This is a genomic window from Microcoleus sp. AS-A8 (genome assembly GCA_039962225.1).
Taxonomy (GTDB): Bacteria; Cyanobacteriota; Cyanobacteriia; order Cyanobacteriales; family Coleofasciculaceae; genus Allocoleopsis.
In genome coordinates, this window is record JAMPKV010000036.1 from 1 (window position 1) to 14,046 (window position 14,046).

The following is a 14,046-nucleotide window of genomic DNA, read 5'->3' on the forward strand; positions in this document are numbered from 1 at the left end:
CCAAGAACATTCTGTTGAACGAAGGTCTACGGGCTTGGATGGCTCCTCAAGACCAACCCCACGAGCACTTTGAGTTCCCTGAGGAAGTTCTACCTCGCGGTAACGCTCTGTAAGCAATAGCTGACTTGAATTTCCGGTTAGCTTTCTACCCCTACCCCTCGGTGGGGGTATTTTTGTGAAAGCAAGGCCAGAAAATTTTCTTTGTGTTATGTTGATGAAAGGTGCTAAGGCACCTTGTCAATTACGGCAACAGAACCGTATAGGAAATTATAGGAGGTGATGCCCATGATAGATAGTAGTAAAACCATGGGTCATCTGGTTGGAGTTAGCCGGCTGTGCGCCGGGGCTGTTCTCTAACAGTCAGCTCGGTTCTCTTCGGAGAATCATATTAATTGATAGACTGAGCTGGATCGGAGTTCCTTCCGGCAGTCTGGTTTCAATCAGAAGACCCGCTAGACCGCTTTCACAACGTGTGAGGGATTAAACCTAAACACTTCCGTGAAAGCGGATAGTTTTTTTTAGGGGGAGAGCTGAACGTTTTTGTTGGGTTGATTAGCATCAGGAGACAGGTCAGCATGGCTTCCCTACTCACGGATACAGAGATTCAAGAACGTGCCAAGCCGCTAGAAGGGTGGAGAGTGGAAGGAAAAAAGTTGCGGCTAACTCGAAAATTTAAGGATTTTGTGGAAGCGATCGCATTTGTGAATCAGCTCGTCGAACCCGCAGAAGCCGCCGGACATCACCCGGACTTAGAAATTTCTTATAACCAAATAACGATTACTTTGACAACCCATGATGCAGGTGGGTTGACATCCCAGGATTTTGAACTAGCCCAAGTGATTTCTTGCTTATAACTTGGGTTAAAATAAAGTTAAATCTCAGCCCTACGACTCTACGGCAAACCCCTACAACTCTACACTGAAAACCTCATAGATTGGACTTCGATGCCTTACAGGTTAAGGTATAACCAGACTAATTAGTGGTAAAACTCAAGAAAAAGTCTGTCTAGCCTAAGAACCACAGACGATGTACCATAATTCAAGGAAGGACGAGACAACTCTTTCTAAAGACGAGACAACTCTTTCTATATAAGGTGTGAGGATAAGAGAAGATGTCTAAATTACTGTGGAGAGCTTTAATTGTTAGTCCGGCTGTGTTAGGCGCAACCCTGCTCGTTTCAGCGGGTGCAGTGCGTGCAGCGGGTAGTGACAGCTTACTAGCCAATGACAGCCAAGCGGCGACAGCAGCCGCGGTTCAACCTCAAACCGCAGAGGTTCAAAAACCAGAAGCTCAGTCTCAGGCAATCGCGCCAACCGCGGAAATCACTTCGCCAGAGGCTCAGCCAAAACAAGAATTGTCAACCGTCGCAACACCAACTCCAGCAGAGCCAAAGCTGGCTGACCTGGAATTGCCTTCGTCAGTGTCTTTGACTCCTAGCCAACCGACACCAGTGAACGAGGCAGGAGTAGAGCCAGCGCCAGCAGCTGTACCTCCAGCCATTGCCCAAATGGCTCCGGGAGAACCTACTAATAACTCAGACGTTTTAAATCAAATCAACCGCTACAGCCGCGAAGGTAACAACGCGACGACCCAAGACCAGGTAACCAATGTTTCCCAACTGAGCGATGTCAGACCCACAGACTGGGCCTATGAAGCGCTACGTAGCTTGGTAGAGCGTTACGGTTGTATTGCTGGATACCCGGACGGCACATTTCGCGGCAACCGAGCCATGACTCGCTATGAGTTTGCGGCTGGTTTAAACGCCTGTTTACAGCAAATCGAACGTCAGCTTGGTCAGACTGGGGATTTCGCCACGAGAGCTGACTTAGAAACTCTACAGCGCTTAGTCGATGAGTTCAGGACAGAACTGGCAACCTTGGGAACGCGAGTTGATCAACTCGAAGGTCGTGTAGCTTTCCTAGAAGACCATCAATTCTCAACCACCACCAAACTGGCGGGAGAAGCCATCTTCGCCCTCACGGACGAGTTTAGTCGGGGTGGGGTTTCCAACAATACGGTATTCCAAGACCGGGTACGTTTGACGTTCAACACCAGCTTTACAGGTCGCGATCGCTTGGTAACTCGTCTTGCGGCGGGTAATGCAACACAATTTGCATTTAACCAAGACGCGGCGGGCAACAGAACACTACTAACTGAAGGGCAACAGACGTTTAACTTCGGTAACACCGGTAACAACAATGTCGTCCTAGACTGGTTGGCATACTACTTCAACTTTGGCAGCTCGAAGGTTTACCTGGCCGCGACTGGTGGTATTCACAGCGACTACGCTCCTACGCTCAACCCTTACTTTGAGGATTATGATGGTGGCAATGGTGCCCTCTCTACCTTTGCTCAGGAAAGTCCCATCTATCGGATTGGTGGTGGTGCTGGTGCTGCGATCAGCTTTGGAGTTGGGCCGTTAGAGAGTATCTTGGGACCGAGTACACTCACGGTGGGTTACTTGGCTGGCGCAGGAAGTAATCTTGGCAACACAAGATCTTTTGGTGCCAATGATCCTAACGAGAAGTCAGGTTTGTTTGATGGGGACTATTCGGCTCTAGCGCAGCTTAACTTCAATCTTGGCGACCGCCTTGGCATTGGTGCGACCTACGTTCATGGTTATCACAATTCAAACACTGCTATCTTCGATGCTGGTGTTGGTAATTTTCCTGTAGTAGGTTCTCGCTTTGCTAACACACCTGCGTTAGTTACCGGTCGAGCTTCTACTCCCGTTGTCAGTAACTCCTACGGACTCCAAGCCGCCTTCCGCCTATCTGAAAATATTTCAATTAGCGGTTTTGGGGCATTCACCAAGGCAATTCTGTTGGGTCAGGGCACTGGCGACATCTGGACTTATGGTGGAGGCGTTGCTTTTTCTGACTTCGGTAAACCCGGTAGTGTTTTAGGTCTGTTTGCAGGTGTAGAGCCGACCTTAAGAGGTCTGAGTACTGGGGTGCGTCCTGCTGGAGGCTTTACTCGTGATAACGTTTGGCACTTGGAAGGGTTCTACAAATATAAGCTAAACGATAATATCTCTGTGACTCCAGGTGTCATCTGGGTTACCGCTCCTGGTCAAAACGAAGACGAAAGAGATGCCGTCATCGGTACACTCAGAACTACGTTCACCTTCTAAAAGAAGCATATAACCGCTCAAGCGGAAGAATGACCATCTGAGTTTAAAGCCTCGCTATCTGCGAGGCTTTTTCTGATCTGATCCCCAATAGGGCAATCACCGGTGGTGAACCGGAGTATACTGGAAAAGATGCCTTTTAAACGTGATCGAACCCGTGGAACTTTCCTGTAAAACCGAGTATGCACTTTTGGCGTTGTTGGAGTTAACGGCTTGTTACAACGAAGGTGAGCCGCTACAAATCCGCCAGATTGCGGCTATCCAGAATATCCCTGACCGATATTTAGAACAGCTACTCGCCACATTGAGACGTGGCAGCCTAGTACGTAGCCATCGAGGAGCCAAAGGAGGTTATGTCCTAGGGCGAGAACCTTGGAAAATTACGCTTTTAGATGTGATTAACTGCCTAGAAGGCTCAAACGCTAAAGCCTCTAAAAGTGATACCCCACCGAAAACAATAGAAAGCGCTATCGTCGGCGAAATTTGGCAGGAAGTCCACGACCGCGCCCATGAAGTCTTGCAAAAATACACACTTCAAGATTTGTGTGAAAAGCGAGATGCCCGACGCCAGCTCGATATCATGTATTACATTTAGTCATGGGTCAAAGCTCAAGTGTGAAGTATGAAGTACGAAATGACCTCATCTGCTCACGAAAGCTCCGGTCGGAGACAGAGCTATTGAAAAATTTTTGTTTTTTTGTCCTACTTTCAACTCCTCTACGGACCCTTAAACCCTAACAACTATTCACTAAGACTAACCACTCATGCGTATTGCCCAAGATATTACAGAACTCGTTGGTCGGACACCTTTGGTACAGTTAAACCGCATCCCTCAATCAGAGGGCTGTTTAGCTCGCATTGTTGTGAAACTAGAAGGGATGAATCCAGCCGCCTCCGTTAAAGACCGTATCGGCGCTAGCATGATCAATGCGGCAGAAAAGCAGGGGCTGATTACTCCAGGAAAAACGGTTTTAGTGGAACCGACTTCTGGAAATACGGGTATTGCTCTAGCGATGGCCGCGGCAGCCAAAGGTTACCAGCTCATTTTGACCATGCCTGACACCATGAGCACAGAGCGACGGGCAATGCTGCGAGCTTACGGTGCCAAACTAGAATTAACTCCAGGCATTCAGGGCATGAGCGGCTGTATTCAACGGGCGCAGGAGATTGTTGCGACGACACCTGATGCCTACATGCTGCAACAGTTTAACAACCCAGCCAACCCCCAAATTCATCGGGAGACGACGGCGGAAGAAATTTGGGAGGATACGGAAGGACAAGTAGATTTCCTGATCGCTGGAGTGGGTACGGGTGGCACCATTACTGGCGTTGCGGAAGTGATTAAACAACGCAAACCCAGTTTCCAAGCGATCGCCGTCGAACCGATCAACAGTTCAGTACTTTCGGGAGGGCGTCCCGGCCCCCATAAAATTCAGGGAATTGGTGCCGGTTTTATTCCTGAGGTTCTCAAAGTTGAGCTGATCGATGAAGTAATTGTCGTTACCGATGATGATGCGATCGCTTATGGCCGTCGTCTCGCTCGTGAGGAAGGACTCCTCTCCGGCATTTCTACAGGTGCCGCCCTCTGCGCTGCCATTCAAGTTGGCAAACGTCCCCAAAATGAAGGACGGCTCATCGTCATGGTTCAGCCTAGCTTTGGGGAACGTTACCTGAGCACCCCTCTGTTCCAAGAGCCAGAGCTGCGAGTACCTGCTGTCATGAGCTGAATAGCACTGACCAAAATAATTCGTAATTATGAATGCTCGCTCTCGCGTTAGCAAGCTACGTAATTCGTAATTAGAAATTCAAAAAACGGCTCCCTTGCCTCGCATTAAAAGGCGTTCATGTTTGAGCGGGGTCTAAATCCCGCTTTCTTACATTAATTACGAATTACGAATTACGAACTACGAATTTTTAAATTCGTCTTCAGTTCAAAACACCCGCTACTTACACGCTAACCACCTACACACTGAAAAGGAGTTGAAAGGGGGTGTTAGCTTCGGTGTTATTTTTGATAACAACAACAGAAAGAAGCTCAGCAATAATAGCTGGGCTTCTTTGGTATGAAGGCTTGACTCAGGAAATCTAACTTTACTAAGGTATCCGTCGGGCTGCCCCCAGGACTAGGTAGGGAAGGCGTGCGTTTACTAGGCTGGAACTACTACCACATTGCTCAGAGCACTAACGCTAAAGAAATAGCTCACAAATAAGTCAGCCGAGTCTGCTACGACACCAACTGTGTCACCCTGCCAGAGAATTTCGGTTTCAAGAATCGAAGAACTGCCAACCCCAAGATCTGCAACTCTAAACTGGTAGAGACCGGCATTGAATGAAGCCGCTTCGACAAAAATCCGATCGCCCTCGAAGGGATTCCAGTCTGTAATAGTAGCGTAGCCAGCTCCTAGGTAATCGACTATTCCAGCACCACCCAGGAAGAAGTCATCAGCTCCTGAACCACCGACAACGGTGTCATACCCTCCTATGCCAGCAAGGAAATCGTTACCAGTACCGCCAAGGATGCTGTCGTCACCATAACCGCCTATGATATCGTCATCTCCACTGCCACCGTCGAGAGTATCCTGATTGAAGCCAAAGTTAGTTTGAGAGCCGCCATAGATCGTGTCGTCTCCACCATAACCCTGCACCAGGTCAGCGCCAAAGCCACCATACATGATGTCGTTACCGATACCACCCGCGACAAGATCGTTTCCAGAGTCGCCATCCAGGTAATTATTACCACCGATGTCAGAGACAATATCGTCACCTTCATTGCCAAAGATAGTGTCGTTGCCAAAACCGCCGATGGCGATATCGTCCCCAGAACCCGCTTCAACATAGTTATTGGTGAAGTCATACTCACCCGCTGAGGTCCCGGTAAAGATATAGTCGCTCCCACCCTGTCCGAGTATGAGGTCACCTCCAAAACCACCATACATGTCTTCGTCGCCAGAGCCACCGATTAGGGTGTCACTCCCATCACCGCCGTCGAAATAGTTATCACTGGCGTCGAAGAACGTCGAGGAACCGCCCCAAATGATATCGTCCCCAGCAAAACCCAGCAGAATGTCAGCGCCAAAGCCACCATAAATGGTGTCGCTGCCTACAACACCGCCTGCGATGAAGTCAGTACCATTACCACCATCGAGAAGATTATTACCACCAACATCAGATATCAGATCGTTACCATCACCCCCTATTATGATGTCATTGGCAACACCTCCTACCAGAGTGTCCTCTCCAGCACCGCCATCTAGATAGTTATCGCCAGTGTCTCCGTAGAAACCTACTATGTAGCCATCAAGATAGTCGTCCCCATCCCCACCAATCAAGGTGTCAAATCCTAACCCGCCATATAGAGTGTCGCGACCCGTACCGCCTTGTAGGAAATCATTGTTAATGCCACCCTCCAGATAGTCACGTCCAGCGCCGCCATCAAGAACATTAGTGCCGCCGCCGAAGTCAATGATGGTATCGCTACCATCATCCCCTATCATGATGTCATTGCCAGCGTTCCCTATTAGGATGTCATCCCCACTCCCGCCATCGAGATAGTTATCGTTGTCAGTCAGGGAACCCGGACTAGCGCCATCGAGAGAGTCGGCCCCATCCCCACCGATCAGGGTATCAAATCCTACACCGCCATATAAAGTGTCGCTACCCTCGTAGCCAGCAAGGAAGTCGTTACCAGCGCCACCTAGTAAGCTGTCACTGAAAACCGTTCCAAGAACTATCGCCATTATCTGTTGCTCCTAAATTTCAACTTGCGGTCAGAAGTTTACAAAAATGCGGCTGAGAGTTAGCCTTGATCAACGGGAAAATCTTTTGAGTAGATTCCGCTGCCTGTCTATATCTCTTGGGGTAGTACCCCTTATGCACTTAGCGGGAGAGGAAAGAGCTATCACTGTTGAATCTACCTTCTAGGTTGGGAAACTCCTGTAGTCGATGCTGTCTGTCTATATCTCTTGAGCGGATACCCCTTATGCAGTTGCTGGGGGAGGAAACAGGGATCGCCGAGAATAAGCCTTGATTGACTCAGAATCATGCTCTAGATAGATGTAACTATTTTATTTTCTTATATAATTATCGCACTTATGCACTTGCTGATAGACAAACTAGCATCGGTTTGAAAGAAATATTCAAGTTGGAAAAACTGCTTTAGCCAATGCGGCTAGGGAGCATCCCGAATTTGTCAATTCACATTTTTCACCCCCTTAATCCCCCCGATGTCTTGGGGGGACATCACTCTTATGCCCTCTCCTTATTAACGGGATCTCATACGAGGAGACGCGTCGAGTGGGGGGTTTGCTCTTTATACAAAAACGAAAAACGGATGCTCCCTAGCGGCTAGGTGTCTATATCTCTTGAGCTAAGTAGAGAGACCTTACTTCTTATAGGATGGGTAGAGCGATAGCAAAACCCATCAAACCTTGACCCATGTTGGATTACCCGGCGGCAAGGCTACGCCTATGTGCCTCAACCCGATCTACGAGATGACATTGTTTAATTGGCTTCTTCTCCTTAGTTCCACTCAGCAGTTGAGAAACACAAAAGAGCGAATGCTATCCGATGAGATAAAGCCATTGGTTTGGAACATAAGTCACTGGGGCCGAACATGGCAATCAGGGGGAGCAATCCATATAGATGCGCTAACTTGAATGTTGGAACAAACAAGCAGCCTATAAAACTTTGCTAGGTGTTAACCCTCAACCTTTACACTCTTTTTCTTTTCGACCCTACCAATGTCAGAATCCAATCACTACAAAACTCTCAATATCAGCTCTCAAGCCACATCAGCAGAGATTAAACAAGCTTATCGGCGTCTAGCTAAGCTATTTCACCCAGACAGCAAGAGCGAAACCGCTGACCCCGATAAAATCATAGAAGTAAATGCGGCTTACGAAGTGCTGAGTGACCCAACGCGCCGCCGAGCTTACGACGAACAACTGTTCTCCTGGCCGTCTCCAATTCAATACCGGAATCGGCAACAACGGACAGCCGATGCCCAACAAAACTACCAGCGTCATCGGCAAACCGCACAAGAGGCCGATTTCCAGCTTAGCCAGTGGTTGCAGCTAGTCTATAAACCGGTTACCCGCTTGATTCGCCTCATTCTTAGACCTTTAGACGCCCAAGTCGATGAACTCGCCGCTGACCCGTTTGATGACGAACTCATGGCGAATTTTCAGGCTTATCTAGAACAGTGTCGTCACTACCTCAAGCAAGCTCAGCTCACCTTTCGTTCTCAACCTAATCCCCCAACTGTGGCTGGTGCAGCTGCTAGTCTCTACTACTGTCTTAATCAGTTAGGGGATGGAATTGAAGAGTTAAACTTTTTTACCCTCAATTACGATGACCACTACCTACATGTGGGTCAGGAACTGTTTAGAATTGCGACAGGTTTACACTATGAAGCTCAAGACGCTGTCAGAGACTTGGCTCAAAAAGTATGAAGGCTCAAGGATAAAAAATTTAAACTTGATTGTTCATACTTCAGACTTCATTGTTCCTAACCACCAAAATTCGTTTATCCTGGAAACAGCTCCCGTTTACGGAACTTTACATACTCTGATTCATCAGTGATCGAATGGAATGCATCATTAACCGTCGCGCTCAGTTTTCAGCAAGTCACCGATACTGCTTGCCAGAGCTGAGCGAAGCCGAAAACAGTCAGCAATTTGGTTTAGGCTCCCGGTTTCCAGGACACGGACATAACTATGTCCTATTTGTTTCCTTAGTGGGTGAGATAGATGAGTATGGCATGGTGCAAAACTTGTCAGAAGTCAAAAAGGTGATTAAACGGGAAGTCACCAGCCAACTGGACTATGCTTATCTCAATCAGATTTGGCCAGAATTTCAACAAACCCTACCCACAACCGAAAATATTGCACGGGTCATTTGGCAGCGATTGGCTCCTCACTTGCCCATTGTGCGTATTCAGCTATTTGAACATCCAGAACTTTGGGCTGACTATCAAGGAAACGCCATGGAAGCATATCTAACTATCAGTACTCACTTTAGCGCGGCTCACCGACTCGCTCATCCTGACTTAAGTTACGAAGAAAACAGCGAAATTTACGGCAAATGCGCTCGTCCCAACGGTCACGGACATAACTACCACCTAGAAGTAACCGTCAAGGGTGAAATTGACCCCCATACTGGCATGATTGTCGATTTAGGTGCTTTGCACAAAGTCGTTGAAGACTATGTCGTTGAGCCGTTTGACCATACGTTCCTCAACAAAGATATTCCTTACTTCACCCACGTTGTGCCTACAGCGGAAAATATTGCGGTTCATATCCGTCAGTTGTTGCAACAGCCGATTCAGGACTTGGGTGCTCAACTCTATAAAGTCAAATTAATTGAAAGCCCGAATAATTCCTGCGAAGTCTACTGCTCCCAATCCACAACATCTTCAGCGCTCTCACAAGAAAGTCAACCTCTTGTGACGTCTATTTAAAGAACATTAGTAACCTCCCAAAATTCCCGTCTCTTCCCGTAGGTAAGCGGAATATCGGCTTTTGGGTGAGGAGGGGAAGAAAATTACTGATGTTATAGTTTGGAGGGGTCAGGAACCAATCCTCCAAATAGACCGCTTGCTCAGCTAATCGGCATAAAACATTGCATCGCTTGGACGGGCAGGCTGCCCATCCCCCAAGGAACAGGCGGAAACCGAACTCCCTGGCTTAAATGCACAACAATTTATAACTATTCAGGGTGTATGGCTACTAGTACCATCAAAACCGACACTGACTCATTACCAAAAATCTAGAGATGGAACTTTGACTTTTTAAACTCAGTTGGTCAGTTTCAAAAAACATAGGTTTAATTGGATAAGAGGTCAAAAAAATTCTATAAACGCAGCCGAGAAGAGAAGGTAAGACGGAAAAATCGCAGGAATAATTAGATTTTTCATCTCTGACTGACCCAGAATCTCTTAGCTGTTATATGAATAGCCCCTGACATGATCAGCTAGGTCGGTTTTTGCCCATCTCAAGCTTGGGTTAAACCTGAGTGATGAGAAGCGTGAATGGAGAACACAGCCTGACACCTGAAGAGTTTAAGAGGCAAAAGCTATGGAAAACCAGCTACTGTGCTGTGACGGCGAACGCAAGAGTTGTCCAGTAGGGAGGTTAGACGAAATGCTGGTTACCCCAGGAAATACAAGTAGGCCGGATAAAGTGTTAGCACAGATATTAATGCCTAGTGTCGGTGAAGTGGATCGGCTCCTAGAGCAGGGAGTTGAGCAACAAAAGACGGGTCAATTTGAGCCAGCACTCGAGTCTTTCCAACAGGCCCTAAAATTTTATACACAACTGCACAACCAACGAAAAGTAGGAAGAGTTTTGTGCTATTTGGCGCTGACTGTTTACTCCATGGGAGACTTTTCTCAATCGATGGAGTATGCTAACAGCAGTTTAGCGATTGCACTAGAAATCTCAGATCCGCATCTAGAAGGACAGGTACTGGGACTCCTGGGAAATTGCTACCGTCACATGGGTGATTCGGTTAAAGCCATTGAACAGGGTCAACAAAGCTTGACCATTATGCGGGAACTCCAAGACCGTGCAGGAGAGGTTGCAGCGTTGAACAACCTGGGACTCGCCTATAAAGCGATGGGTGATTTATCGACCGCGATCGCCTACCAGAAGAAGGGTTTGAGTGTTGTACAGACACTGAATGACCTTCAAGCCACTGAGCAGATTTTGAGAAATCTGGGAAATGCCTTCTACGCGATGGGGGATTTTGCTCAAGCGATTCAGTATTATGAGCAGCGTCTGACAATCGCCAGAGAATTGGGGGATCAGCGCATAGAAGGGCAGATTCTCAAAAATCTTAGTTACGCTTGCTATGCTCTGGGAGATTATCCTCAAGCGATTGAGTATGGTCGAGCTAGGCTTGTGACGGCACGGAAACTCGGTGATTGCCGCGCACAAGAACAATCACTCGGCAGCTTAGGCGTCGCCTTCGATGCTCTGGGTGATTACGCCCAAGCCATTGAGTACTATGAACAACGTTTAAAGGTGGCACGTTCTATCCCTGATCAGAGGGTGGAAAAACAGGCGTTAAGTAGTCTGACAACTGCCTGCTACGCTCTGGGAGACTATGCCAAAGTGATGGAGTACCATGAGCAGAGTTTAGCCATGGGCGATCGCTAAAAACGAGGGAACTATAGGTCAAGTCAACACCCTGATTTCTCTGTAGCTTGATTCCTTCCTCGCTGACGGTAGATGTCTCACAGCTCTTCATTCGGAGTCCGGAGATCAGATACTATTGACAGAGGCATCCTGTCATTTAACAAGACTTTGGACAACTTTTGCTTAAATGAACAAAAGTTAGTCAGCCTGTAATTGTACCCAGATGTCTCGCCCAAACGATAAAATGTCGTACTTAAGATAACGGTGGAGGAAATATGGAACCTATGCAACAATCCGAAGAGGCTGTAGCCGCTGAGGCACAAGACCTCAAAGTAGACGTAAACGTTGACCAACCAGGGGCGCTTATCAAGCCTCCGGCTCCTTCGCCATCAACCGACCAGGCATGGCAGGAATGGGTGCAAACCGCTTCTGAATTTTTGTCAAGACTACCCGATTATGTAGGCGATTTTTTTTCGAGTTACCAAAAACCACTGCTCACCGTAGGGATTATCGTAACGGGTGGTATTAGCGTTAAGGTAACGTTAGCGGTACTCGATGCCATCAATGATATTCCGCTATTGGCACCTATTTTTGAACTCGTGGGGATTGGATATACCGCCTGGTTTGTCAACCGCTATCTCCTGAAAGTAGAGACCCGCAAAGAGCTAGCAGACGAATTTACAGCGCTCAAAGGTCAAGTAGTGGGCAAAGAATAAGCTGAGTTGCTCTTCCTCATCTTCCAGAAGAGAGTTTCCAGCCAACAAGTACCAGTAGTGGGTCAATACTTCCTGGAAAGCCAATAATCCCTTCAACTCTCCTCTAGTTTCCTAATAGATGAGAGTTGGTTTTTCCAAAATTTATAAGCAGACTGATGCCAGGTCAGCTTCAGTCTGCTTATCGCCATAACCTCTACGGCTTAACAATGTACTTAGAAGGAAGCGCCTTCACCTTACCGGATTGAACCATGCTTTGGTAAACCAATGCCGCCACTTCTGCACGAGAGACGTTGCGATTGGGGTTGAGTATCTTAGGACTGGGATAATTGATCACAAGCTCCGATGTCGTAGCTGCACTAACCGGGGCTTTGGCGTAGTTAGGAATTCGATTGCCATCCTGATAAGTCTTGAGTACGTCTTGACCCACTGTAGTCGGCTTCAACCCTAAACCATTTGCTAGCGCCACGATGGATTGTACCTTGGAGATGGGTTGGTTGGGTCGAAAAATATTGTTGGGATACCCTCGCAAAAAACCCGTTTTGACCGATTGCTCAATGGCTGGCAATGCCCAATGGTTAGTCGGCACATCCTTATAGTTCGGTGCCGTTGATGTGGGTTGTTGCTCAAAGGCTTTCTGCAATAAGGCCGCAAATTCTGCCCGCGTAATAGCGCCACCCGGCTTAAATGTGCCATCCGGGAAACCACTCACAACCCCCTGTGAGGCTAAAGCTTCGATGTAAGGACGCGCCCATAAATCTTGGGGTACGTCGGTAAACTTGCTCGGTGTTGCCGTCGTCGCCGGCGTCGGTGTAGGGGACGCTTCAGCGTTTGGGGCTGCGGGCACGATGAGCGGGACAGTTGTAGTTACTGCCTTAGGTGCGTCTGCGGGGACTTTTTGTGGAGTCGGTACGGGTGCAGCGAGTCGCTGTGTACTCGATGTAGGAGAGGGAGACGGCGCGATGTCTTCCTGTCTGGGCAAGGATGTTGCTTCTGGGCTTGCCGTTGGTACAGGGGTTTGTTGGGGGAGAGGTATTACCCCGATTGGGCTTGCCGTCGGATCTCTGGCTTCGGAATTGAGGAATCGACCGAGGTTGAATCCTTTGTCCCTTTGACCTAGCGTTACAGCGAGAATGGTGCCGATGGTAGCGAAGGCAATCACTATGCCTAGCAACTCATCAAAACCGAGTCGAGACGAGTCTGGATCGGGTGGAGGTACGTTGGTCATCGGCACTTTCCCTCTCTAAGGCGGTCTTATAATTCAATTAAGAGACGGGAGATAATTGTGGTTTACTCCCTTCTGGTTTTAGTTTAGCGGCAAAATGCTTCTCCACAAGCTTCGGAATTTCTTGAGGAGCCAGACCGGTGTAACGGGACTTATCCGGCATAACCACGACACAAGGCCCTTGTTTACACTGCTTCATGCAGCCAGTGCCTTTAATCGCGACCTGATCTTCTAATCCATGATCGTGCAAAGACTCCGTCAGCGCTTGACACACCTTATCCGCACCTCGCTTGCGGCAGGAGGATTTTTGGCAAACCATGACACAGGCTTTGCCTTTAGGCGCAGCCATCGGTGGCGTGTGATTTAGAGATGGGGAAGAAGAGGATGAGGAGGAGTTGGCTGAAGAATTATGCGTTTCCCCGCCTCTTTTGGCTAAAGCTCCGGGTTTCTCCGTATCCTCATTAACCAGACCTTTTAGGGCAGGAGCCGTTACTTTTAGGCGAGAGGCTTTTAGCTTCAGTTCACCCGTTTTGTCTTTCAGCTTCAGTTCACCAAAAAGTTCGATCCAGTCTCCGGGTTGAAGTACTCCACGCATGGAGTAGCGCAGCTCTTTGGAAAGCTTGATATAACGTTCTCCTTCAGCCGTCGCTACCCGTATGCGTTTGGGTCTTTCCTCAACGTCACCGACAAAACCGATGAACCGCCCCTCTAGATAGAACGGTGATCCTTTCCCCTCTTTAATAAATTTAATCACGCCTAAATCCTAACTTCGTTTATCTGAGAGCTTGCACTTGCCCCATCAGTCGCTAAGGGACCACAATCCCTCGATAATCGCTAAAGTCC

Annotated in this window: 12 protein-coding genes; 9 read left to right on the plus strand and 3 right to left on the minus strand. The window is 48.1% G+C overall.

Features of this window, described 5'->3' with window-relative positions:
- The 5 genes from NDI48_29670 to cysK all read left to right on the plus strand — a co-directional run.
- Nucleotides 1-113, plus strand: a 113-nt coding sequence (locus NDI48_29670; GenBank protein ID MEP0835334.1) for a photosystem II protein D2, incomplete at its 5' end; no start/stop codon positions are given.
- 462 nt (nucleotides 114-575) lie between these two features.
- Complete coding sequence (locus tag NDI48_29675) at nucleotides 576-854, plus strand: 4a-hydroxytetrahydrobiopterin dehydratase (protein ID MEP0835335.1); 279 nt, start codon at nucleotides 576-578, stop codon at nucleotides 852-854.
- Nucleotides 855-1,111: 257 nt separating this feature from the next.
- Entirely contained in the window at nucleotides 1,112-3,133 is a 2,022-nt protein-coding gene (locus NDI48_29680; protein ID MEP0835336.1) for an iron uptake porin, read from the plus strand.
- Between the two features lie 154 nt (nucleotides 3,134-3,287).
- The gene (locus NDI48_29685; protein ID MEP0835337.1) at nucleotides 3,288-3,725 is read left to right on the plus strand and encodes an Rrf2 family transcriptional regulator; all 438 of its coding nucleotides are present in this window, start codon (nucleotides 3,288-3,290) and stop codon (nucleotides 3,723-3,725) included.
- 169 nt (nucleotides 3,726-3,894) lie between these two features.
- A complete protein-coding gene (cysK, locus tag NDI48_29690) occupies nucleotides 3,895-4,857 on the plus strand; it encodes a cysteine synthase A (GenBank protein ID MEP0835338.1) in 963 nt (320 codons plus the stop codon).
- A gap of 420 nt (nucleotides 4,858-5,277) precedes the next feature.
- Here the strand turns inward: cysK and NDI48_29695 are convergent, their stop codons facing one another.
- A complete protein-coding gene (locus tag NDI48_29695) occupies nucleotides 5,278-6,867 on the minus strand; it encodes a calcium-binding protein (GenBank protein MEP0835339.1) in 1,590 nt (529 codons plus the stop codon).
- Nucleotides 6,868-7,869: 1,002 nt separating this feature from the next.
- Here NDI48_29695 and NDI48_29700 point away from each other — a divergent pair.
- From NDI48_29700 to NDI48_29715, 4 genes are all read left to right on the plus strand, one after another.
- Nucleotides 7,870-8,580, plus strand: coding sequence for a J domain-containing protein (locus NDI48_29700; GenBank protein ID MEP0835340.1), 711 nt, complete (start codon nucleotides 7,870-7,872; stop codon nucleotides 8,578-8,580).
- 134 nt (nucleotides 8,581-8,714) lie between these two features.
- The gene (locus NDI48_29705; protein MEP0835341.1) at nucleotides 8,715-9,587 is read left to right on the plus strand and encodes a 6-carboxytetrahydropterin synthase; all 873 of its coding nucleotides are present in this window, start codon (nucleotides 8,715-8,717) and stop codon (nucleotides 9,585-9,587) included.
- Between the two features lie 616 nt (nucleotides 9,588-10,203).
- The gene (locus NDI48_29710) at nucleotides 10,204-11,286 is read left to right on the plus strand and encodes a tetratricopeptide repeat protein (protein MEP0835342.1); all 1,083 of its coding nucleotides are present in this window, start codon (nucleotides 10,204-10,206) and stop codon (nucleotides 11,284-11,286) included.
- 254 nt (nucleotides 11,287-11,540) lie between these two features.
- The gene (locus NDI48_29715; protein MEP0835343.1) at nucleotides 11,541-11,981 is read left to right on the plus strand and encodes a CAAD domain-containing protein; all 441 of its coding nucleotides are present in this window, start codon (nucleotides 11,541-11,543) and stop codon (nucleotides 11,979-11,981) included.
- Between the two features lie 193 nt (nucleotides 11,982-12,174).
- On the opposite strand, the gene NDI48_29720 is transcribed toward NDI48_29715, so the two are convergent.
- Together NDI48_29720 and NDI48_29725 are read right to left on the minus strand one after the other, a co-directional pair.
- Complete coding sequence (locus NDI48_29720) at nucleotides 12,175-13,206, minus strand: S-layer homology domain-containing protein (protein MEP0835344.1); 1,032 nt, start codon at nucleotides 13,204-13,206, stop codon at nucleotides 12,175-12,177.
- A 37-nt stretch (nucleotides 13,207-13,243) separates the two neighbouring features.
- Nucleotides 13,244-13,957: a (2Fe-2S) ferredoxin domain-containing protein gene (locus tag NDI48_29725; protein MEP0835345.1), complete on the minus strand. Its 714-nt coding sequence runs from the start codon at nucleotides 13,955-13,957 to the stop codon at nucleotides 13,244-13,246.
- Between the last annotated feature and the right edge of the window lie 89 nt (nucleotides 13,958-14,046).